This is a genomic window from Salsipaludibacter albus (assembly GCF_019798055.1).
In the GTDB taxonomy this organism is placed as follows: domain Bacteria; phylum Actinomycetota; class Nitriliruptoria; order Nitriliruptorales; family Nitriliruptoraceae; genus Salsipaludibacter; species Salsipaludibacter albus.
Genome location: NZ_JAHOPH010000003.1, coordinates 125,621 through 147,064, shown reverse-complemented (window position 1 = coordinate 147,064; position 21,444 = coordinate 125,621). Strand labels below are relative to the sequence as shown.

Here is a 21,444-nt window from a genome sequence, read left to right as displayed (position 1 = left end):
CGCTTCGTGGTTGCACGGTCGACGGCGGTCGCACGGATCCGGCGGGGATCCGGGGTTTGGCGGGGGGGTTTGCGGGGCCGGTCTAGAGGAACTCGAGTGCGGCGTTGCGCAGCACCCAGTCCATGCCCCACACGATCAGGGTCAGCACGGCGGTCACGACCAGGACGGTGATGGTGTAGCTGACGACCTCGCGTCGCGACGGCCACGCCACCTTGCGCAGCTCGCCCCGCACCTCGCGGAGGTACTGGGGGGGCGTGACGCGTCCACGGCGTTCCGACCCGACCGATGCGGCGACGGTGTCGGTGGTGTCGACCTGGTCGGCCTGGCGTCGCGCCCGGGATGCGGCGCGCTCGTCCTCACGGCTCATGGGATACTCGTCGATCGTGGAAGGCTGCGGGATCCGGCCGGACGACGGCGTCGGGGGGTTTCACGCGTCCCGGCGTGTGTCCGGTGTGGCACGGGAGGAGGGACTTGAACCCCCAACCGCCGGTTTTGGAGACCGGTGCTCTGCCAAATTGAGCTACTCCCGTGGGTACCGGTCGGACCCACGAGCGATCCTGGAATTGTGGGATGCAGCGTGCGTCCGACACGGCAACGCTGCCTCGTCAAAGGCAGCGTCGGTCCAGCGTACCGACCCCCCGACCCCCCCACAACCGCATGCGCGGGCCGGGCGACCACCTGCGACGGTCAGCGTCGCAGGCTCGCAGAACCACGCAGCATGGCCTTGCCGTCGGCGTCGCGACCCCACAGCGACACGGTCACGGTGTCCTCGCCGACCTCCTTGACGGTGCCGCCGAAGGTCGCCTCGGTGCCCAGCGGCCACGGACGGGTGAAGCGCACGTCCAGGGCGGCGAGGTGCTCCGGTCCCCCGGCCCAGTCGGTCACGAGTCGGGAGACCAGGCCCATCGAGTACATGCCGTGGGCGATGATCCCGCCGGTGGGGCTGATGTCGGCCGCGACGTCGGCGTCGTAGTGCAGTGGGTTGAGGTCGGTCGACGCACCGGCGTAGGCGACCGAGGTCTCCAGCGTCGCGGTCTGGGCCAGCACGGGCAGTTCGTCACCCGCTGCGACGTCGGTGAGGTCCATGGTCGCCATCTCAGGCCCCCTCGGTCGCGCACGGACGTGGGTCGTCGGTCGGCGCGGATCCCAGCAGGACCAGCATCGAGGTCGACAGCACCGCCCGCTCGTCGGTGTCGGCGAAGCGACAGTCGACCTCGAGCGTCAGCAGTTCGTTGCCGCGCCGCACGACGATGTCGGCGATGCGGGTGGTCAGGTGCAGGCGGTCACCGGGTCGCAGGGCCCGCTCGCCCCACTCGTAGCCCTGGCTGCCGTGGACCAGGTTGAAGTGGGCCCCCAGTTCGTCGTCACCGAGCATCGCCTCGGCGCCCTGCATGATCGTGAAGCAGGCCGCGAACGTCGGCGGTGCCACGCAGTCGTCGCCGTCGGAGGAGTAGCGCGGGTCCGTCTCGCCCAGCGCCGCGGCGTACTCGCGGATCTTGGCCCGCGAGACGTCGTAGGTCACCGGGGGATACGTGTGGCCGATCCGGTCGGTGTTCAGCGCCACGCGTCACTCCTTCGTCGCCACTGGATGCTACGCCCCGCCCACGACCTCGGGCCCCGCTCCCCCGACCACCCGACCCGAGCGGGTGCACGACCGAGCGATTTCCGCACCGATCTGCACCCGGTCACCACCCCCCGCGACCACCCGGGCCGAGCGGGTGCACGACCGAGCGATTTCCGCACCGATCTGCACCCGGTCACCACCCCCGCCACCGCCCCGGCCGAGCGGGTGCACGACCGAGCGACTTCCGCACCGATGTGCACCCACACGGCCGTGAGGGGCAGGTGGGGCGGCCTAGCATGGCGGGCATGGACACGACGGTGATCGGGCTGGTGAACCCGGGGGCGATGGGAGCCACCGTCGGTGGCCTGCTGGTCGGCGCCGGCCATCGGGTGGTGTGGGCCGGTCGGGACCGCTCGGAGGCGACCCGACGCCGCGCCGACGCCGCCGGGCTCGACGACGTCTCGACGATCGACGTCCTCGCCGACCGCGCCGCCGTCGTCCTCTCCCTGTGCCCGCCGTCGGCGGCAATGGACGTGGCCGACGCGGTGGCTGCTGCCGGCTTCGACGGGACCTACGTCGACGCCAACGCCGTGCGGCCGGCGACGGCCCGCGCGATCGCCGAGCGCTTCGCCACGTTCGTCGACGGCTCGGTCGTCGGCGGCCCCCCGGAGAGCGGCGACGAGACCCCGACCCGGCTGTACCTGTCGGGTGCCGGGGCCGACCACGTCGCGGCGCTGTTCGACGACGATGCACTGGAGGTGGTCGCGCTCGACGGACCGGTGGGAGCCGCATCGGCACTCAAGATGGGCTTCGCCGGCTGGACGAAGGGGACGGCGGCTCTTGCCGTGGCACTGCGGGCGATGGCCCGGGCCGAAGGGGTCGAGGGCGAGGTCCTGGCCGAGTGGGACCGGTCCCTGCCGGGCATGCGGGTCACCGAGCGCAGTGGTCGCGCCGGGGCGCTGGCAGCCAAGGCCTGGCGCTTCGCGGGCGAGCTGGACGAGATCGCCGCCACGATGGCCACCCACGACCTCCCGGACGGTTTCCACCACGCCGCCGCCGAGGTCTACCGGAGCCTCGCCCCGCTGCGCGACCACCCCGACCCGGACGTCGACGACCTCCTCGACCACCTCCTGGACTGACGCGCGTCCAGGCCGGTCCTCGCCCCAAAGGGACGACCCCCGGATGGCGGGATCCGGGGGTCGTGTGTGGCCACGTACCGATGGTGGGTCGGCGGGCCGGAGAGAAGTCTGGGGTCTAGCGGGTTTCCTTGTGGAGGGTGTGCTCCCGGCAGCGGGGGCAGTACTTCTTGAACTCGATGCGCTCGCGCTGGTTGACCCGGTGCTTGGTGGTGATGTAGTTGCGCTCCTTGCACTCCGGGCAGGCAAGCGTCACCTTCGGCCGATTGATGCTCTTGGCCATCGTCGTTCTCCTCGCGCCCGACACCGGGCAGCGTTCGTCGTGTCAGGAAAGTCTGTGGGGCGATCCGTGGATCGCGGGTCGGGCGCAGGGCCCGGGAATCGTGGCGTCCCACCGTATCGCGGTGCGACGCCCCCCGGCACGACTGCGGTGCACGAGCGGACGGGGCCGACGTGGCCGACCCCGTCCGGTGGTGGTTGTTCCTACTCGAGGATGGAGGTGACGCGGCCGGCACCCACGGTGCGGCCACCCTCACGGATGGCGAACCGCAGACCCTCGTCCATCGCGATCGGCGCGATCAACTCCACCGTCATCTCGGTGTTGTCACCCGGCATCACCATCTCGACACCATCCGGCAACTCCACCGCACCCGTCACGTCCGTGGTCCGGAAGTAGAACTGCGGCCGATAGTTGTTGAAGAACGGCGTGTGACGCCCACCCTCGTCCTTGCCCAGGATGTACACCTGCGCCTCGAACTTCGTGTGCGGCGTGATCGACCCCGGCTGGGCCAACACCTGACCCCGCTCCACATCGTCCTTCTTCGTGCCACGCAACAACACACCCACGTTGTCGCCAGCCTCACCACGATCCAGAAGCTTGCGGAACATCTCCACACCCGTGACCGTGGTTTCGGTCGTGTCCTTGATCCCCACGATCTCCACCGAATCCGACACGTTCACCACACCTTGTTCGATGCGGCCCGTCACCACCGTGCCACGACCCGTGATCGAAAACACGTCCTCGATCGGCATCAAGAACGGCTTTTCGGTGTCACGCTCCGGAACCTCGAAATACTCGTCGACCTTCGCCATCAGGTCCAACACACCCTGCTCAGCCGCCTCGTCACCATCCAACGCCTGCAACGCGCTCACCCGCACGATCGGGGTGTCCGCATCGAACTCGTAGGACTCCAACAGCTCGGCGACCTCCATCTCCACCAGCTCCAACAACTCCTCGTCATCGACCATGTCGACCTTGTTGAGCGCCACGACCAGCTTCGGGACACCGACCTGACGCGCCAACAACACGTGCTCACGCGTCTGGGGCATCGGACCATCCGCCGCCGACACCACCAGGATCGCCCCATCCATCTGGGCCGCACCCGTGATCATGTTCTTGACATAGTCCGCGTGACCCGGAGCATCCACGTGCGCATAGTGACGATTGTCCGTCTCGTACTCCACATGCGACACGTTGATCGTGATCCCACGCTCACGCTCCTCCGGCGCCTTGTCGATCTGGTCAAACGCCGACGCAACATTGCCCTCGACATGCTTGGCCAACACGAACGTGATCGCCGCAGTCAACGTCGTCTTCCCATGATCCACGTGACCAATCGTGCCGATGTTCATGTGCGGCTTGGTCCGCTCAAACTTTTCCTTGGCCATCTCGGAAGGCCTCCTGCGAAGGGCGTCGATGTCGAGCGCCACGCAACGTCGTGGGTGGCGCAGGTGAACTGGCAGACGTGCTGCCAACGTGCCCGGGAAGCATAGCCGCAGACCGTTGGCCCCCGACGGTGGCCGTTTGTCGGCCCGCCTGGGTCGGAGCGGCCACCGGTCGACAGGTGCGTCGGCCGGGACCGTCCTGGTAGCGGCGGGTGGACTCGAACCACCGACACAGCGATTATGAGCCGCTTGCTCTACCCCTGAGCTACGCCGCCGGGCGGATCACCACGCTCCGGGGGAACAGACCCGGGAAACGAGACCCGAGACCCGGGCTCGGCGTCGACGCCCGATGGCGTCGGCCGCCCCGGGGCGGGAGCGTGCGACCAGAGCCCTCGCGCGGAATCGAACCGCGGACCCCATCCTTACCATGGATGTGCTCTACCGACTGAGCTACGAGGGCACGATGTCCCAGCCTAGCGCCCACCCCCACCGGGGTTCGAATCCGACTCGCGATGAGCCGGACGCCACCGCGGGGGCGACGAGGCCGGGACGTGATGCGAGCACCCGTTGCCGGGCACCGTTGTACCCGGCGAGTGGTGCCGGGAGGTCGTGCGTGGAGGGAGCAGGATTTGAACCTGCGAAGGCTAAGCCAACCGGTTTACAGCCGGGTCCCTTTGGCCACTCGGGCATCCCTCCGTGGACGGAGGGAGGGTACTGGCCGGCGGGGGGTGTGCCAACCCGGGGCCACGGCCACGACCAGCGCCTAGGCTGCCCGACCATCCCGTCCCAGGAACCGTCATGGCCGAGTCCAGCTTCGACATCGAGGCCGGCGCCGACCTGCAAGAGGTCGACAACGCCCTCAACCAGGCTGCCCGGGAGGTCCGGCAGCGCTGGGACTTCAAGGACACCGACACGGTGATCGAGTGGACCGGGGAGCGCGAGGGCATCAAGGTGGAGTCCAACTCCGAGGGTCGCGTGGATGCCGCGGTCGAGGTCCTGCGCGACAAGTTCCTCAAGCGCAAGGTCAGCCTCAAGGTCATGGAGGTCGGTGACCACCAGCCCGTCTCCGGTGGCCGGACCCGGGTCGACGTCGGCCTGGTGACGACCCTGACCCCCGAGCTCGCCAAGCGGATCGTCAAGGACGTCAAGGCGACCAAGCTCAAGGTGACCCCGACCAACATGGGCGACCAGGTCCGCGTGTCCGGCAAGAAGCGTGACGACCTGCAGGCCATCCAGAAGCTGGTCCGCGACAACGACTACGAGGCGCCCCTGCGCTTCACGAACTACCGCTGAGGCCGATGGCGGACCACCACGACGACGCCTTCGACCCGGCCGCGACCAGTGCGGCCTTCCGTGGCTTCGCCGCGACCGCGCGCCAGACGGCGCCGCTGTACGCCCACCTGTCCCTGGCGGTGGCACGCGACCCGAAGCTGGCGGCGCTGCTGGCGGCCGCCCCGTCGACCCAGCGCAACCCCGTGTTGCTGTTCGCCGCCATCCACGCCCTGTTGCTGCGTGGTGACGACCACCCGCTCGGCCGTCACTACGCCACCCTGCCGGACCGCGGGGCGCCCGGACGCAACACCGCCGTCCGGGACTTCACCGACTTCCTCGCCACGCGTCGCGACGACCTGGCCGAGATCGTCGCCGACCGCTCGATGCAGACCAACGAGGTCGGCCGAAGCGCGGTGCTGCTGCCGCCCGTGGCGGCCACCGCCGAGCGGGAGGGGCCGGTCGGCCTGCTCGACCTGGGCACCAGCGCCGGGCTCAACCTCCTGATGGACCGCTGGAGCCACCACTGGTCGACCCGCGCCGGCGAGGTCGTGCTGGCCGGCGAGCCCGGCGTGCAGGTCACCTGCGACGTGACCGGACCCGCATGGCTGCCGGCCGAGCCACCGCCCGTGGCGTGGCGGCTGGGCATCGACCGGTCCCCCGCGCACGTCGACGATCCGGACGACGTCGCCTGGTTGCTCGCCTGCGTGTGGCCCGACGAGCTCGAGCGCTTCGAACGTCTGCGCGCCGCCGTGGAGGTCGCGCGCGAGGACCCACCGCCGGTGCGACGCGGCGACGTCGTGACCGACCTGGTCGAGGTCGTCGCCGAGGTCCCCGACGACCTGCACCCGGTCGCGACGACCTCGTGGGTCCTCAACTACCTGCCGGTGGCGCGCCAGGACACGTTCGTCGACCTGCTCGACCAGGTCGGCCGCGAGCGCGACCACACCCTGGTCGCCCTGGAGTCCCCCCACCGCACCCCTGGCCTGCCCTGGCCACCCGGCGTGGCGGGGCTGGACGTCACGGTCCTGGCGACCTTCCGGTGGCGGGGCGGGGGCCGGGCCGAGACCACGACCGCGACCGCCCATCCGCACGGCTGGTGGCTGGACACGACTCGGCAACGGCGGATCTGAGCAACCCCGACGGAACCCCCGACCTGCCGGGACGTCGGGGGGACGTCAGGCGGCGGGGTCCGGGTGCAGCGGCGCGGGGAGGAACACCGCGCCCGGTCCCCGACGCGCCGACTGGTCGTCGGGGTTGCTGATCGCGCACGACGACAGGCTCAGGCAGCCGCACCCGATGCAGCCGTCGAGCCCGTCGCGCAGGTCCTCCAGCGCCGCGATCTCGGCGTCCAGCCGATCACGCCACGAGCGCGAGATCCGCTGCCAGTCGCGCTTCGTGGGGGTCCGGCCGTCGGGCAGGAGGTCGAGCGCGGCACGGATCTCGTCGAGGGTCAGGCCGACGTGCTTGGCGGCCGCGATGAACGCCAGGCGGCGCAGCACGTCGCGCCGGTACCGGCGCTGTCCCCCGTCGGTCCGCTCGGCCTCGAGCAGGTCCTGGGCCTCGTAGTAGCGCAGTGCGGACGGTGCGAAGCCGCTGCGCTCGGCCACCTGGCTGACGGTCAGTGGGGCGTCCACCCGGGTTCCTCGGGGTCGGGGGTGCGGGGCTGTCGGCAAGTGTTCCGGACGGACGACTTGACTTCAAGTTGACTTCAACTTCTACGTTCCTCCCGAACCCGATCGAGGAGCCACCGTGACCACCCGCCATGCCACGCACACCGACGACACCGACGCCGCGCCCCCCGACCCCGAGCGACGCCTGGCCGTCGTCACCGGGGCCTCGCGCGGACTGGGTCGCGCCCTGGCCGGCGCACTCGGCCGCGCCGGATGGGACCTGGTGCTCGATGCCCGGACCGAGGGCGACCTGCTGGCCACCGTCGACGAGGTCCGAAGGTCCGGGAGCACCGGCACCGTCCGGGCCGTGGTCGGCGACGTGACCGACGCCGACCACCGGCGCTGGCTCGCCGAGACCGCCGCCGAGATCGGCCCGGTCGCCCTGCTGGTCAACAATGCCAGCACGCTCGGTCCCAGCCCGCTCCCCCGACTCGTGGACCTCGCGCCGGGCGAGCTGGCCGAGCTGCTGGAGGTGAACACGGTCGCGCCACTGGCGATGTTCCAGGCCCTCGCCCCACACCTCGCACCGGACGCCACCGTGGTCAACGTGACCAGCGACGCGTCGGTCGGCGCGTGGGAGGGCTGGGGCGGGTACGGGCTCAGCAAGGCGGCGCTGGACCACCTGTCCGCCGTGCTGGCGGTCGAGCACCCCGACCTCGCCGTCCACGCGATCGACCCGGGTGACCTGCGCACCGCCATGCACCAGGCTGCCTACCCCGGCGAGGACATCTCCGACCGACCCCTGCCCGAGGCCGTGGTCGACGACCTGGTCGCACTGGTCGAGGCCCGCCCGCCCAGTGGGCGCCACCGCCTGGCCGACTGGGCGGCGACGCACGAGCCCTCCCCCGGCGAGGCCCCCACCGACGGCCGGGAGGTGGCCGCATGAGCGCCCGGACCACGCTGGCTGCGCCGGCACCGGTGTCGTTCCACCTGCCGCCGGGACGCGAGGCCACCGGGCCACCCGAGGAGCGCGGGGTGGCCCGCGACCGGGTCCGGTTGCTCGTGGCGCGTGCCGGTCTGGTCTCGCACACCCGTTTCGACCGGATCGGCGAGCATCTCACCCCCGGGGACCTGTTGGTCGTGAACACGACCCCGACGATGCCGGCGGCGCTGGACGGCACCCGCGGGGACGACCGCGTGGTGGTGCACCTGTCGACCCGCCACGCCGACCACTGGATCGTCGAGTTGCGCCTGCCGGACGGGTCCGGCCCGGTCCTCGACGCCACCCCCGGCACCGAGGTCCGGCTGGACCACGGCGGGACGGTGACGCTCCGGGCCGCCGACGGGCGACCGACCACCGGTGGACAGCGCCTGTGGTCGGCCGACGTCGACGTGCCGGGGCCACTCACCGACCACCTCGCCCGCCACGGCCGCCCGATCACCTACGGGCACGCGCCGAGGCGCTGGCCCCTGGCGGCGTACCAGACCACCTTCGCCCGGCTGGCACCACCCGCCGGGGGGCGGGACCCCGTGTCGGGCGGCGCGAGCGCCGAGATGGCCAGCGCTGGGCGCCCGTTCTCGCCACTGCTGGTGACGGAGTTGGTCAGTCGTGGTGTGACCCTCGCCCCGGTCACCCTCCATGCCGGGGTCTCGTCCCAGGACCACGACGAGCCGCCGCGGCCCGAGCCGTGGGCCGTCCCGGAGACGACCGCGGACCTGGTCAACCGGGCCCGTGCGGCCGGGCGCCGCGTGGTGGCCGTGGGCACGACCGTGACCCGGGCGCTCGAGAGCGCCGCCGACGACCGGGGCATGGTCCGTCCCGGCCGTGGCTGGACCGACCTCGTGCTCGGCCCGGACCGGCCTGCCCGGGTGGTGTCGGGGCTGGTGACCGGCTGGCACCCGCCGGGCGCGTCCCACCTCCTGCTGCTCGAAGCGGTGGCCGGACGCGACCTGGTGGCACGGGCCTACGCGGCCGCGCTGGCCGGCCCCTACCTGTGGCACGAGTTCGGCGACTCCTGCCTCCTCCTGAGCGACTGACCCACAACCACGTCGAGTGTGCGCCCTGGTCCCGGCGGCGGGAGGAGGACGCACACTCGACGGGGGCGGGTGTGGGCGGCCAGGCGTCAGGCGACGGTCAGGCCAGGGCCTGCTCGATGTCGGCGATGAGGTCGTCGATGTGCTCGATGCCGACGCACAGGCGGATCATGTCGGGCGTGACCCCGACCGTCTCGAGCTCGGACTCGTCCAGCTGGCGATGCGTCGTGGAGGCAGGGTGGGCCACCAGCGACTTGGTGTCGCCGATGTTGACCAGGCGGGTGAACACCTCGAGGTTGTCGTGGAACCTCACCCCGGCGTCGTAGCCCCCACGGATGCCGAACGACAGCAGGCCCGAAGGGCGCCCGCCGGTGTACTTCTGCGCCAGGTCGAAGTTCGGGTCCTCCTCGAGCCCGCCGTACTGGACCCACTCGACCTTGTCGTGGTCGCGCAGGTACCGGGCGACCGCCAACGCGTTGTCGGTGTGGCGCTCCATCCGCAGCGGGAGGGTCTGCAGCCCCTGGATGACCTGCCACGCGTTGAACGGGCTGATCGCCGAGCCGGTGTTGCGCAGCGCGACGGTCCGGGCCCGCCCGATGTAGGCGGCCGGGCCGAACCCGTCGGTGTAGACCAGCCCGTGGTACGCCGGCTCCGGGTTGGAGAACTGCGGGAAGCGGTCGGCGTGCTCGAGCCAGTCGAACGTGCCCGCGTCGACGATGATCCCGGCGACCGAGTTGCCGTGCCCACCCATGTACTTGGTGAGCGAGTGCACGACGACGTCGACACCCCACTGGATCGGCTTGCACAGCGCCGGGGTGGGAACCGTGTTGTCGACGACCACCGGGACCCCGTGCGCGTGGGCCATCTCGACGATGGACTCGAGGTCGGGGATGTTGCCGGCCGGGTTGCCGATGGTCTCGAGGAAGACCGCCTTGGTGTCGTCGTCGATCAGTGCGGCCAGCGCCTCGGCGCTGTCGTCGGCAGCGAACCGCACGTCGATGCCCTGCGACGGCAGCATGTGGGCGAACAGCGTGTAGGTCCCGCCGTACAGCTGGGGGACGGACACGATGTTGTCGCCGACGCGGGCCAGGTTGAGCAGCGAGTAGTTGATCGCGGCCATCCCGGAGCTGGTGGCCAGCGCGGCCACCCCGCCCTCGAGGGCGGCGACCCGCTGCTCGAGCACGTCCTGGGTCGGGTTCATGATCCGGGTGTAGATGTTGCCCGGCTCGGCAAGGTTGAACAGGTCGGCGCCGTGCTGGGCGTCGTCGAACTCGTAGGCGACGGTCTGGTAGAGCGGGACGGCCACCGCGTGGGTGGTCGGGTCGGGCTCGAAGCCCGCGTGGATGGCCAGGGTCTCGTCGTGCATGGGCAGTGCTCCTCGGGTCGGGCGGTCGTGTGGGTGGTCGGGGTGGGAGGGTCGGGAACTGGGCGTGGCTGGGGGTCTCAGGGCGGGTGGTCCCGGCGGCCCAGGGGGTCGTCGGGGTCGACGCCGTCCATGAACGGCACGCCGCGACGAAGGTCGGTCAGGCGGTAGACCAGTCCCAGCCAGTTGGTGAAGACCGCCTTGCCGGTGTCGGTCCAGGTGTTGTCGAGGTCGGCGGACAGGCGCTCCTCGGGGAACGGCGGCGGCGCGGTCCCGCGCTCCCGGGCCACGGCCACGTCGTCGAGGTGGGCACGCGCGACCCGTGCCGCCGACGCCGACAGGTAGTGGTCGGGGTAGGGCGGCAGCTGGTCGAGGTCACCCATGACGTAGCGGTCGACCTCGCGCTTGAACTCCTTGAGGAGGCTGACCCGGTCGTACTCGGGATGGCCCTGCAGCCACACCGTGCGGATCCCGTCGGCGCTCGTCCCCATGTGGAAGTCGCCCTCGACCGATTCGACGAGGACCTGCATCCCGGCGTCACGGACCTGCCGCGAGGTCACCTCGTTCCAGCGCGAGTGGGGCACGTCGAAGCGCGTGTTGGTCCCCGCCAACAGTGGGTGGTCCGGCGCAACGACGCGGTGCGGGAACACGCCCCAGCGCTTGGTGGCCATGCGGTGACGCTCGATCCCGTGCGACCGCTCCAGCAGCGCGTGGGTGGCCAGGCACGAGCACAGCACCGAGGTCACGTGGTCGACCGCCCAGTCCATCACCTCGCCGAGCGGCTCCCAGAACGCCTCGTCCGGCAGGCGTGGGTTGGACACGTTGGCCCCGGTGACCACCAGCGCGTCGAGTCCCTCGTCGGCGAGCCGGTCGAACGACTCGTAGTGGCTCGCGATGTGGGCCCGCGCCGGGTCGTCACGCACCAGGCCCGGGACGGTGAACGGGTGGACGTAGAGCTGCACGATCGGGTTGGCGGACCCGACCAGCCGCAGGAACTGGTGCTCGGTCACCTGCAGGGCCGCGTCGGGCATCATGTTGAGCAACCCGACGTGCAGTTCCCGGATGTCCTGGGACCGCGCCTCCTCCAGGCCCAGGACCGGGTGCCCGGACGCCGCCAGCTCGGCGAACACCGGCAGGTCGGAGTGGGCCACGATCGGCACGTGGGTCCTCCTCCCCGGACGGTGGGCGCGACGGACCGACGACCCTAGTGCGGCGGGGGATCACGTCGTCCGCGGCGCCCACCGATCGGTGGGAACCCCCCGATACGGTCCGCCGTCCAGCCGACGAGCGATCCACACGGGAGCGACCATGCCCGAGGGGCACACCCTCCACCGCCTCGCGCGCCACCACGACCAGTGGTTCGCCGGCACCCGCGTGCGGGTCACGTCGCCCCAGCAGCGCTTCGACGGCGCCGACCTGGTCGACGGGCACGTGCTGGAGCGCGCCAGCGCCTACGGCAAGCACCTGTTCCACGACTACGACACCGGCGGGGTCGTGCACGTCCACCTCGGGCTGTTCGGCCGGTTCTTCACCCACCACGGTCCCCCACCCACGCCGCGCCAGACGGCCCGCATGCGGGTGTCGAACCGGACGGCCGACGCCGACGACGCCGACGCCGACGACCGGGGCCACACGATCGACCTGGTGGGCGCGACTGCCTGCGAGCTCCTGACCCCCGACGAGGTCAGCGCAATCATCGACCGGCTCGGACCGGACCCGTTGCGCAGCGATGCCGACCCGGACAAGGCGTGGGCGGCACTGCAGCGTCGACGGGTCGGCATCGGCCGGGCGCTGATGGACCAGGCCGTGCTGGCCGGGGTCGGCAACGTCTATCGCGCCGAGGTGCTGCACGTGTACGGGCTGCACCCGGAGGTGCCGGCCGCCGAGGTGCCCAAGGCGACCTGGGACGCGATGTGGGACACGCTCGTGGAGTGGATGCGCTACGGCACGCGCTACGGGCGGATCGTCACCACCGACCCCGACGTGATCGGCCGGCCGCGGTCCCGGATGCGCCGCGACCAGCGGGTGCACGTCTACAAGCGCGACCACTGCCGGGACTGCGGCACCGACATCCGCCGGTGGGACCTGGCCGGCCGCTGGGCCTACGCCTGCGAGACCTGCCAACCACCACCGCCGCGGGGCTGAGGCCCGCGTCGGGGGCCCTCGGCGGGCGTCTCCGGGGACCCTCGAAAGTGTTTCGAGGGTGAAACACCACCAGTGGGCTCGTCAGTCCGCCCTGCCGCGCGGTGAACGGACGGACAGCGGCCGATCCTCGCCCAGCCGTTATCTTCCGGCCCGCACATCGTTGCACAGGCGTCCCGGGATTCCGGGACGTTCCCATGAAGAAGGAACCCGATCAATGAAGATCCGATCCCGCATGCGTGCCCTGGGTGGCGCGCTCGCCGTGGTGCTGGCCGCGGCGATGCTGCCGACCGTGGCGTCCGCCGGCCCCTCCGACAAGGGCTGTGAGAAGCGCAACCTCAAGGACATCGAACAGCTCCTCGAGTGCGTCAACGGCGACGACGTGTACACCCACCTCGAGGCCTTCCAGGCCATCGCCGACGCCAACGACGACAACCGCGCCTCCGGCACGTCCGGCTACGACGAGTCCGCCGACTACGTCGCGGGCCTCCTCGAGGACGCGGGCCTCACCGTCGAGCGCCAGGTGTTCAGCTTCATCACCTACCAGGAGGTCTCGAGCTCGCTGACGATCGACGGTGAGTCCATCGACACCGACAGCTTCAGCTACTCCGGCTCCGGCTCGGTCACCGACGGCAACGTCATCGCGGTCGACCTCGACCTCGGGCTCGGCAACACGTCGTCCTCCGGCTGCGAGGCCAGCGACTTCGACGGCCTCGACTTCTCCGGCGACAACGACATCGCGCTGATGCAGCGTGGGACGTGCGCGTTCGGTGACAAGGCCGCCAACGCCCAGGCCGCCGGTGCCGAGGGCGCGATCATCTTCAACCAGGGCAACGCCGACGGTCGCTTCGGCCTGGTCGGTGGAACCCTGGGTGAGCGTGACGACATCACCATCCCCGTCGTGGACGCCACCTACGAGACCGGCGAGATGCTCGCGACCGGCGAGCACACCGTCAGCCTCTCGGTCGAGGCGATCTCCGAGACCAAGGACACCGAGAACGTCATCGCCGACCTCGAGGGTCGCAACACCGACAACGTCGTGATGGCGGGTGCGCACCTGGACTCGGTCCCCGAGGGCCCGGGCATCAACGACAACGGCACCGGCTCGGCCGCGATCCTGTCGGTCGCGCTCCAGCTCGCCAACAACGAGAAGTTCACCCCGCAGAACACCCTGCGCTTCGCGTGGTGGGGTGCCGAGGAGTCCGGCCTGGTCGGCTCCGACAAGTACGTGTTCGACCCCGAGTTCGGCCTGACCCAGGAGGAGTACGACGCGATCGCGCTGTACATCAACTTCGACATGGTCGGCTCGCCGAACTTCATCTACGGCGTGTACGACGCCGACCAGTCGACCTTCGAGGCCACGGCCAACGTGCCGGCGGGCTCAGCCGAGCTGGAGGACCTGTTCGAGGCGTACTACTCCTACAACGACATCCCCTACGAGGACTCGGAGTTCTCGGGGCGCTCGGACTACCAGGCGTTCATCGACGTCGGGATCCCGGCCAGCGGCCTGTTCACCGGCGCCGAGGTCGTCAAGACCGAGGAGCAGGAGGCCATCTGGGGCGGCATCGCCGGCGAGTCGTTCGACCAGTGCTACCACCAGGCCTGTGACACGATCGACAACGTCAGCGCCGAGGCCGTCGAGGTCAACGTCGACGCGATCGGCTACGCGATCTTCAGCCTGGCGGCGTCCACCGAGGCCGTCAATGGTGTCGAGGGCATCGACATCAGCGGCCCGACCGTGGACACCGTCGAGCTCGACGGTCCGCAGGGCACCTTCGCCGAGGGTGGCGGTGGCCTGTCCCCCGACCACGACCACGACCACGGTGACCGCGACTGAGGTCACGCACCATCGTGGAGGGGCGCCCTGCGGGGCGCCCCTTCGCATGTCACCAGTCGGCGAGAACCTCGCCGTCGGGCGTGCGGACCTCCACGTCGTCGAAGGTCGCCCACAGGTCCAGGGTGAGGTCGTCGGCGACCAGGTGCAGGGCGAGCGGGAGGCGATGGCCCTCGGCGACCTGCGCGACACCGCGCAGGGACAGCCGCTCCTCCATGGCGTCGAGGTTCGGGAGCGCGTCGGGCAGTGGATCGCCGACAACGTCGGCGCCGTCCAGGGCCGCGACGACGTCCGGCAGTTGGGCCTGGTCGAAGCGCAGCACGGTCCGGCGGGGGGCGTCGTCGGGTGCGGGCCCGGGCTCGTGGCGGACCAGCGCCGCCGCGATCGCCCCGACCGGGTGCAGCAGGACCTGCAGCCGCCGGTCCTCGGCGTCGCCCTGCGGGTGGCGGTCCGACGTCGGCTCGATGGTGAGGGCCAGGACCCGGTACTGCAGGTCGACCTCGGCACCCCAGACCGGTCCCGACGTCAGCAGGTCGCGCAGGCGGTCGAGGTCGCGATCGTCCACGGTGCCTCCGGCGTCGTCGTCGAGGGCGCACCCTATCCGGGCGGGGGATCCGCGCAGCCACCGGCACTAGCGTGGGAGGTCCCCGCACCTGGAGCTGCCATGGCCAGCCACGAACTCGCCGGTCGTCCCGCCACCGAGGGCGACCTGGTCGACGTCGACGCCCTCCTGACCGCCTACCACGACGACCGGCCCGAACCGGGCGATCCGGCCCAGGCGGTCGCGTTCGGCACCTCCGGGCACCGCGGGTCGTCGCTGTCGCGATCGTTCAACGACGACCACATCGCCGCCATGAGCCAGGCCGTGTGCGACGTCCGGAGCGCGGCCGGCATCGACGGGCCGCTGTTCCTGGGCCGCGACACCCACGCCCTGTCGGAGCCGGCCTTCGCCACCGCCATCGAGGTGCTGGCGGCAAACGACGTGGCCGTGCGGATCGACGCCCGGGACGGGTGGACGCCGACCCCGGCGCTGTCGCACGCGATCATCGTGCACAACCGCGACCACGACGTGAAGGCCGACGGCGTGGTGATCACGCCGTCGCACAACCCACCCGAGGACGGCGGCTACAAGTACAACGGACCGGACGGCGGTCCCGCCGCGGCCGACGTCACTGCCGCGATCGAGCAGCGTGCCAACGAGTTGCTGGCCGCGGGGTTGGACGGCGTGCGGCGGCTGCCGACCGACCGGGCCCGCGCCGCCGACGGTGTCGGCACCCACGACTACCTCGCGGCCTACGTCGACGACCTTCCGTCCGTGCTGGACCTCGACGCGATCCGGTCGGCCGGCGTGTCCATGGGTGCCGACGCGCTGGGTGGGGCCGCGGTCGACTACTGGGGCGCGATCGCGGAGCGCCACGACCTCGACCTCACGGTCGTCAGCGACACCGTCGACCCCACGTTCTCGTTCATGACGCGTGACTGGGACGGCAAGATCCGGATGGACTGCTCCTCGGCGTACGCGATGCAGGGCCTGATCGCGCTGAAGGACGACCACGACGTGGCCTTCGGCAACGACACCGACGCCGATCGCCACGGCATCGTCACGCCCTCGCACGGCCTCCTCAACCCCAACCACTACCTCGCCGTCGCCATCGGCCACCTGCTCGCGCACCGACCGGACTGGCCGCAGGAGGCCGGGATCGGCAAGACGCTGGTCAGCTCGCGGATGATCGACCGGGTCGTCGCGGACCTGGACCGTCGCCTGGTCGAGGTGCCGGTCGGGTTCAAGTGGTTCGTCGACGGGCTGGCCGACGGCTCGCTGGCCTTCGGTGGCGAGGAGAGTGCGGGCGCGTCGTTGCTGCGACGTGACGGGACCACCTGGACCACCGACAAGGACGGGATCGTGCTGTGCCTGCTCGCAGCGGAGATCACCGCCGTGTCGGGCCGGGACCCCGGCGAGCACTACGACGACCTGGCCGAGCGGTTCGGCGCACCGGTCTACCGTCGGATCGACGCGCCGGCGACGACGGCCCAGAAGGCCGCACTGAAGGGCCTGTCCCCCGAGCAGGTGCACGCCGACGAGCTCGCCGGCGACCCGATCACCGCCGTGCTGACCCGCGCTCCCGGCAACGACGCGGCGATCGGCGGGCTGAAGGTGGGCACCGACCACGGCTGGTTCGCCGCCCGGCCGTCGGGCACCGAGGACGTCTACAAGATCTATGCCGAGTCGTTCCGTGGCACCGACCACCTCGACGCCATCATCGCCGCCGCCCGCGAACTGGTCGACGCCGCCCTGGCCGACGCCTGACCCGCCACGACCCACCGTCTGCCCTCGACGCGCCCCCGCGGCGATGCGTCGGCTCCACGCGATGTGACTTCGAGTCATCGATGTGAGTTCGACGCGTCCACGCGCACAACTCACATCGCTGGGATCAGCGCACATCGGGAGGGTGCTCCCGGCCGAACCACGTCGTCCTGGATCGGACACGATTGCTCGGGTTTGAACACCCATGTACAGTCGCGGCACCGCCAACCCCGGGGAGTCCGTGACCAGCACCTCGATGCCGACGACAGCCGCACGCCAGCGGCTGCACGACGCGGCGCTGCAGGTGTTCGCCCAGCGAGGCAGCAGCGAGGTCACCGTCAGCGAGCTCGCCCAGGTCGCCGGGATCGCCCGCGGCACGGTCTACAACAACATCGACTCGCCGGACGACCTGTTCCACCAGGTCGCGATCGACCTCAGCCGCGAGATGCACACGCGCATGCGGGCCAGCTTCGCCACGGTCGGGGACCCGGCGGAGCGACTGGCCAACGCCCTGCGCTTCTGCATCCGTCGCGCGCACGACGAGCCGGACTGGGGGCGTTTCGTCGCCCGGTTCGGGCTCAGCAACGCCAGCCTCCAGCAACTGTGGTCCACCGCCCCGGTCGACGACGTCGTGCGCGGCATCGACCAGGGGCGCTACACGATCACGCGCGACCTGCTGCCCGGCGTCCAGTCGATGCTCACCGGCACCACGATCACCGGGATGTGGCTCGTGCTCGAGGGCCACCAGACCTGGCGCGAGGGCGGCTCGACCGCCGCGGAGCTGGTCCTGCGGGCGCTGGGCATCGACCCTGGCGAGGCCCACCGGCTCGCCACGATGCCGCTGCCCGACCTGCCCCCGGTCGCCGAGGCGCCGGCGGCGACCGACCCGGACCTGCACGACCGCCACCCGACCGCACCCACGCCCCGCCCCACCGCCACGCCCACACTGGGCGACCCCGATCCCGGAGACCGACCATGACCGAGGCCTACGTCTACGACGCCGTGCGCACCCCCCGCGGGCGCGGCAAGGACACGGGTGCCCTGCACACCGTCAAGCCGGTCACGCTGGCCAGCACCGTCCTGGAGGCGGTCCGTGAGCGCAACCCGGGCCTGGACCCGGCCCTGGTCGACGACGTGGTGATGGGCATCGTCGAGCCGCACGGTGACCAGGGTGGTGTCCTGCCCCGCACGGCCGTGCTCGCCGCCGGGTACCCCGAGGTCGTCGCCGGCAACCAGACCAACCGCTACTGCGGGTCGGGCCTGGAGGCGGTCAACCAGGCCGCGGCGCGGATCCGGTCCGGCTGGGAGGACCTCGTCCTGGCCGGGGGCGTCGAGTCGATGTCGCGGGTCCCGATGGGCTCGGGCGGCGACCCGTCGGCGACCGATCCCGAGACCGCCATGGGGCTGGGCTTCGTGCCGCAGGGCATCGGCGCCGACCTGATCGCCACCACCGAGGGCTTCACCCGTGACGACGTCGACCGGTTCGCCGTGGAGTCGCAGGAGCGCGCCGCCAAGGCCTGGGCCGACGGTCGCTTCGACCGCTCGATCGTCCCGGTCGTCGACCGCGCCGGCACCGTCGTCCTCGACCGCGACGAGCACATGCGCCCCGGCACCACGCTGGACGACCTGGCCCGCCTGAAGCCGTCGTTCGCCGGCATCGGTGAGATGGGTGGCTTCGACGACGTCGCGCTTGCCAAGTACACGCGGGTCGAGCGGATCGACCACGTCCACCACGCCGGCAACTCGTCGGGCATCGTCGACGGCGCCGCCCTGGTCGTGGTCGGCAGCGAGGAGGCCGGCCGTCGCCACGACCTCACCCCGCGTGCCGTGATCCGGTCGGCCGCCGTGGTCGGCACCGACCCGACCATCATGCTGGTCGGCCCGGGTCCGGCCTGCCGCAAGGCGCTCGACCGCGCCGGCATGACCATGGACGACATCGACCTGGTCGAGATCAACGAGGCGTTCGCCGCCGTCGCGCTCAAGCTGATGCGCGACCTGGGGGTCGAGCGCGACGTCACCAACGTCAACGGTGGCGCGATCGCCATGGGCCACCCGCTGGGCGCCACCGGCGCGATGCTGCTGGGGACCATGGTCGACGAGCTCGAGCGCCGTGACCTGTCCACCGCCATCGTCACCCTGTGCATCGGCGGTGGCATGGGGATCGCCACCATCATCGAGCGGGTCTGACCGCTCGGCCGCGAACCGCTCGGTTCCGGCCGACACCCCTGCGCACCGCAACGCGACGATTTCTGCGAGGACACTCCATGGACACCACCACCATCGCCTGGGACCGTGACGACGCCGGCGTCGTCACCCTGACCCTGGACGACCCGAACCAGTCGACCAACACCATGAACGACCAGTTCCGCGAGGACCTGGTCGCCGTGGCCGACCGGCTCGAGCGGGAGCTCGACGACGTCACCGGCGTGGTCCTGACCTCGGGCAAGCCGACCTTCTTCGCCGGCGGGGACCTGCGACTGCTGGTCGCGGCCGGTCCCGACGACGTGACGCAGGTCGCGGCCAACGTCGCCGCCATGCGCGACGCGATGCGGACCATCGAGACGCTCGGCGTCCCGGTCGTGGCGGCGATCAACGGGACGGCGCTCGGCGGCGGGCTCGAGCTGGCGCTGATGTGTCACCACCGGGTCGTCGTCGACGACTCCGGCACCCGGCTCGGCCAGCCCGAGGTGACCCTGGGGCTGATGCCGGGCGCAGGTGGCGTGGTCCGGACCGTGCGGCTGCTCGGCCTGGTGCCGGCCCTGACCGAGGTCCTGACCCGCGGCCAGCGCCTGCGGGTCGCCAAGGCCCACGAGCTGGGACTGGTCGACGAGGTCGTCGCCGACCCCGCGGACCTGCTCGACCGTGCCCGCGCGTTCATCACCGAGCACCCGGAGTCCGTGCAGCGCCACGACGCCCCCGGCTACCGGATCCCGGGTGGCGCGCCGTCCCACCCGAAGCTGGCCGCGACCCTGCCGGCCGTGCCCGCCACCCTGACCTCCAAGCTGAAGGGTGCCGACGTCCACGCACCCCAGCACATCCTGTCGGCGGCGGTCGAGGGCGCGCAGGTGTCGGTGGACCGCGCGCTCGAGATCGAGAACCGCTACTTCGTCGACCTGGTGTGCAACTCGCCGCAGTCCACGAACATGATCCAGGCGTTCTTCTTCGACCTGCAGGCGATCAACAAGGGCCGGTCCCGACCCGACGGCGTCGAGCGCCGGACGGCGTCCCGCGTCGCCGTGCTGGGTGCCGGGATGATGGGCGCCGGGATCGCCTGGTCGTGCGCGAAGGCAGGCATGGACGTCGTGCTGTTGGACACCACGTTCGACAAGGCCGACCACGGCAAGGACTACTCGCGTGGCCTGGCCGACAAGGCAAGGGATCGCGGGCGGATGAGCGCCGACGACGCCGAGGCGCTGCTGGACCGCATCACCCCCACCGCCGACGCCGCCGAGACCGCCGGCTGTGACCTGATGATCGAGGCGGTGTTCGAGGACCCGCAGGTCAAGGCCGACATCTACGCCGCGGTCGAGCCACACCTGGCCGACGACGCGCTGCTGTGCTCCAACACCTCGACCCTGCCCATCACCGACCTGGCCGAGTCCCTGCAGCGCCCCGAGGACTTCCTCGGCCTGCACTTCTTCTCACCGGTCGACAAGATGCCCCTGGTCGAGATCGTCCGTGGCGAGCGGACCTCGCCGGAGGCACTCGCGCGGGCCTTCGACGTCGTCCAGCAGATCGCCAAGACCCCGATCGTCGTCAACGACTCCCGGGGGTTCTTCACCAGCCGCGTGATCGGCACCTTCCTCAACGAGGCCGTCACCGCCGTCGGCGAGGGCATCAGCCCGGTGATGGTCGAGCGGGCGGGGTCCGCCGCCGGCTACCCGGCGCCCCCGCTGCAGTTGATGGACGAGCTGACCCTCACCCTGCCACGGCTGATCGAGAAGGCCGCTGCCGACGCCGACGCGGCGGCCGGCATCGAGCGCGAGCGCCATCCCGCCTTCGACGTGCTCGACCGCATGGTCGAGGAGTTCGACCGTGGCGGCCGCTCGTCGGGTGCCGGGTTCCACGACTACGAGGACGGCCGCCGGGTGGGGTTGTGGCCGGGCCTGGCCGAGGCGTTCGGGGCCGACCCGGACACCCACCGCCGGGACGATGACGACGCGCTGCTGGTCGACCTGCAGGAGCGGATGCTGTTCGCCGAGGCGCTCGAGACCGTGAAGTGCCTCGACGAGGGCGTGATCGAGACCTTCCCGGACGCCAACATCGGCTCGATCTTCGGGATCGGGTTCCCGGCGTGGACCGGTGGCGTCGCCCAGTACGTCGACGGCTACCCGGGCGGCACCACCGGGTTCGTGGCCCGCTGCAAGGAACTGGCCGACCGCTGGGGCGACCGCTTCACGCCCCCGGCCTCGCTTGTCGCCAGGGCCGAGGCCGGCGAGCCGCTGCGCCCCCAGGACACCCGCGGCTGGTCCTGATCGCGAACCGCCCCCGCGCCCTGAACCCCCACCACCGAGCGTGA

The 21,444-nt window shown here is 71.4% G+C and carries 20 protein-coding genes and 4 tRNA genes; 11 read left to right on the top strand and 13 right to left on the bottom strand.

Annotated elements, in window-relative coordinates; translation table 11 throughout:
- Nucleotides 1-82: 82 nt before the first annotated feature.
- The 4 genes from secE to KR546_RS03435 form a co-directional block, all read right to left on the bottom strand.
- Nucleotides 83-367: a preprotein translocase subunit SecE gene (gene secE, locus KR546_RS03450; protein ID WP_238443301.1), complete on the bottom strand. Its 285-nt coding sequence runs from the start codon at nt 365-367 to the stop codon at nt 83-85.
- Between the two features lie 86 nt (nt 368-453).
- A tRNA-Trp gene (locus KR546_RS03445) sits at nt 454-530 on the bottom strand.
- Between the two features lie 157 nt (nt 531-687).
- Entirely contained in the window at nt 688-1,095 is a 408-nt protein-coding gene (locus tag KR546_RS03440; protein ID WP_238443300.1) for a MaoC/PaaZ C-terminal domain-containing protein, read from the bottom strand.
- A 1-nt stretch (nt 1,096) separates the two neighbouring features.
- Nucleotides 1,097-1,564: an FAS1-like dehydratase domain-containing protein gene (locus KR546_RS03435; RefSeq protein ID WP_238443299.1), complete on the bottom strand. Its 468-nt coding sequence runs from the start codon at nt 1,562-1,564 to the stop codon at nt 1,097-1,099.
- A gap of 305 nt (nt 1,565-1,869) precedes the next feature.
- On the opposite strand from KR546_RS03435, the gene KR546_RS03430 reads away from it, so the two are divergent.
- Nucleotides 1,870-2,703 (top strand): NAD(P)-dependent oxidoreductase, encoded by an 834-nt coding sequence (locus KR546_RS03430; RefSeq protein WP_238443298.1) that lies wholly within the window; start codon nt 1,870-1,872, stop codon nt 2,701-2,703.
- 115 nt (nt 2,704-2,818) lie between these two features.
- Here KR546_RS03430 and rpmG read toward each other — a convergent pair whose 3' ends face one another.
- The 5 genes from rpmG to KR546_RS03405 all read right to left on the bottom strand — a co-directional run bounded on the left by rpmG (nt 2,819) and on the right by KR546_RS03405 (nt 5,061).
- Nucleotides 2,819-2,983: a 50S ribosomal protein L33 gene (rpmG, locus tag KR546_RS03425; protein WP_238443297.1), complete on the bottom strand. Its 165-nt coding sequence runs from the start codon at nt 2,981-2,983 to the stop codon at nt 2,819-2,821.
- Nucleotides 2,984-3,183: 200 nt separating this feature from the next.
- Nucleotides 3,184-4,368 carry an elongation factor Tu gene (gene tuf, locus KR546_RS03420; RefSeq protein WP_238443322.1) on the bottom strand — a complete coding sequence of 395 codons (1,185 nt, stop codon included), beginning with the start codon at nt 4,366-4,368 and terminating at the stop codon, nt 3,184-3,186.
- Between the two features lie 197 nt (nt 4,369-4,565).
- A tRNA-Met gene (locus tag KR546_RS03415) sits at nt 4,566-4,640 on the bottom strand.
- A 112-nt stretch (nt 4,641-4,752) separates the two neighbouring features.
- A tRNA-Thr gene (locus KR546_RS03410) sits at nt 4,753-4,825 on the bottom strand.
- Between the two features lie 154 nt (nt 4,826-4,979).
- Nucleotides 4,980-5,061 (bottom strand) — tRNA-Tyr (locus KR546_RS03405).
- A 102-nt stretch (nt 5,062-5,163) separates the two neighbouring features.
- Between KR546_RS03405 and KR546_RS03400 the strand changes: the two genes are divergently transcribed.
- Together KR546_RS03400 and KR546_RS03395 are read left to right on the top strand one after the other, a co-directional pair.
- Nucleotides 5,164-5,658, top strand: a complete 495-nt coding sequence (locus KR546_RS03400) for a YajQ family cyclic di-GMP-binding protein (RefSeq protein WP_238443296.1) — start codon at nt 5,164-5,166, stop codon at nt 5,656-5,658.
- 5 nt (nt 5,659-5,663) lie between these two features.
- Nucleotides 5,664-6,767 (top strand): DUF2332 domain-containing protein, encoded by a 1,104-nt coding sequence (locus KR546_RS03395; RefSeq protein WP_238443295.1) that lies wholly within the window; start codon nt 5,664-5,666, stop codon nt 6,765-6,767.
- A 45-nt stretch (nt 6,768-6,812) separates the two neighbouring features.
- Here KR546_RS03395 and soxR read toward each other — a convergent pair whose 3' ends face one another.
- Nucleotides 6,813-7,271 carry a redox-sensitive transcriptional activator SoxR gene (soxR, locus tag KR546_RS03390; protein WP_238443294.1) on the bottom strand — a complete coding sequence of 153 codons (459 nt, stop codon included), beginning with the start codon at nt 7,269-7,271 and terminating at the stop codon, nt 6,813-6,815.
- A gap of 115 nt (nt 7,272-7,386) precedes the next feature.
- On the opposite strand from soxR, the gene KR546_RS03385 reads away from it, so the two are divergent.
- Together KR546_RS03385 and KR546_RS03380 are read left to right on the top strand one after the other, a co-directional pair.
- Nucleotides 7,387-8,193: an SDR family NAD(P)-dependent oxidoreductase gene (locus KR546_RS03385; protein ID WP_238443293.1), complete on the top strand. Its 807-nt coding sequence runs from the start codon at nt 7,387-7,389 to the stop codon at nt 8,191-8,193.
- The gene (locus tag KR546_RS03380; RefSeq protein WP_238443292.1) at nt 8,190-9,284 is read left to right on the top strand and encodes an S-adenosylmethionine:tRNA ribosyltransferase-isomerase; all 1,095 of its coding nucleotides are present in this window, start codon (nt 8,190-8,192) and stop codon (nt 9,282-9,284) included. The genes KR546_RS03385 and KR546_RS03380 overlap by 4 nt, the downstream gene beginning before the upstream one ends.
- A gap of 97 nt (nt 9,285-9,381) precedes the next feature.
- On the opposite strand, the gene KR546_RS03375 is transcribed toward KR546_RS03380, so the two are convergent.
- Nucleotides 9,382-10,647, bottom strand: coding sequence for an O-acetylhomoserine aminocarboxypropyltransferase/cysteine synthase family protein (locus tag KR546_RS03375; protein ID WP_238443291.1), 1,266 nt, complete (start codon nt 10,645-10,647; stop codon nt 9,382-9,384).
- A 77-nt stretch (nt 10,648-10,724) separates the two neighbouring features.
- Nucleotides 10,725-11,804, bottom strand: a complete 1,080-nt coding sequence (metA, locus tag KR546_RS03370; protein WP_238443290.1) for a homoserine O-succinyltransferase MetA — start codon at nt 11,802-11,804, stop codon at nt 10,725-10,727.
- A 148-nt stretch (nt 11,805-11,952) separates the two neighbouring features.
- Here metA and KR546_RS03365 point away from each other — a divergent pair, with 148 nt between their 5' ends.
- Nucleotides 11,953-12,789 carry an Fpg/Nei family DNA glycosylase gene (locus KR546_RS03365; protein ID WP_238443289.1) on the top strand — a complete coding sequence of 279 codons (837 nt, stop codon included), beginning with the start codon at nt 11,953-11,955 and terminating at the stop codon, nt 12,787-12,789.
- 214 nt (nt 12,790-13,003) lie between these two features.
- On the top strand, nt 13,004-14,623 hold the full coding sequence (locus tag KR546_RS03360; protein ID WP_238443288.1) for a M20/M25/M40 family metallo-hydrolase: 1,620 nt from the start codon (nt 13,004-13,006) through the stop codon (nt 14,621-14,623).
- Nucleotides 14,624-14,672: 49 nt separating this feature from the next.
- Here KR546_RS03360 and KR546_RS03355 read toward each other — a convergent pair whose 3' ends face one another.
- On the bottom strand, nt 14,673-15,185 hold the full coding sequence (locus KR546_RS03355; protein WP_238443287.1) for a hypothetical protein: 513 nt from the start codon (nt 15,183-15,185) through the stop codon (nt 14,673-14,675).
- Nucleotides 15,186-15,284: 99 nt separating this feature from the next.
- Between KR546_RS03355 and pgm the strand changes: the two genes are divergently transcribed.
- The 4 genes from pgm (at nt 15,285) to KR546_RS03335 (ending at nt 21,400) form a co-directional block, all read left to right on the top strand.
- Nucleotides 15,285-16,928 (top strand): phosphoglucomutase (alpha-D-glucose-1,6-bisphosphate-dependent), encoded by a 1,644-nt coding sequence (gene pgm / locus KR546_RS03350; protein ID WP_238443286.1) that lies wholly within the window; start codon nt 15,285-15,287, stop codon nt 16,926-16,928.
- Between the two features lie 238 nt (nt 16,929-17,166).
- Nucleotides 17,167-17,904, top strand: coding sequence for a TetR/AcrR family transcriptional regulator (locus KR546_RS03345; protein WP_238443285.1), 738 nt, complete (start codon nt 17,167-17,169; stop codon nt 17,902-17,904).
- On the top strand, nt 17,901-19,112 hold the full coding sequence (locus tag KR546_RS03340; protein ID WP_238443284.1) for an acetyl-CoA C-acetyltransferase: 1,212 nt from the start codon (nt 17,901-17,903) through the stop codon (nt 19,110-19,112). The genes KR546_RS03345 and KR546_RS03340 overlap by 4 nt, the downstream gene beginning before the upstream one ends.
- Nucleotides 19,113-19,189: 77 nt before the next feature.
- Nucleotides 19,190-21,400, top strand: coding sequence for a 3-hydroxyacyl-CoA dehydrogenase NAD-binding domain-containing protein (locus tag KR546_RS03335; protein ID WP_238443283.1), 2,211 nt, complete (start codon nt 19,190-19,192; stop codon nt 21,398-21,400).
- Nucleotides 21,401-21,444: the final 44 nt, after the last annotated feature.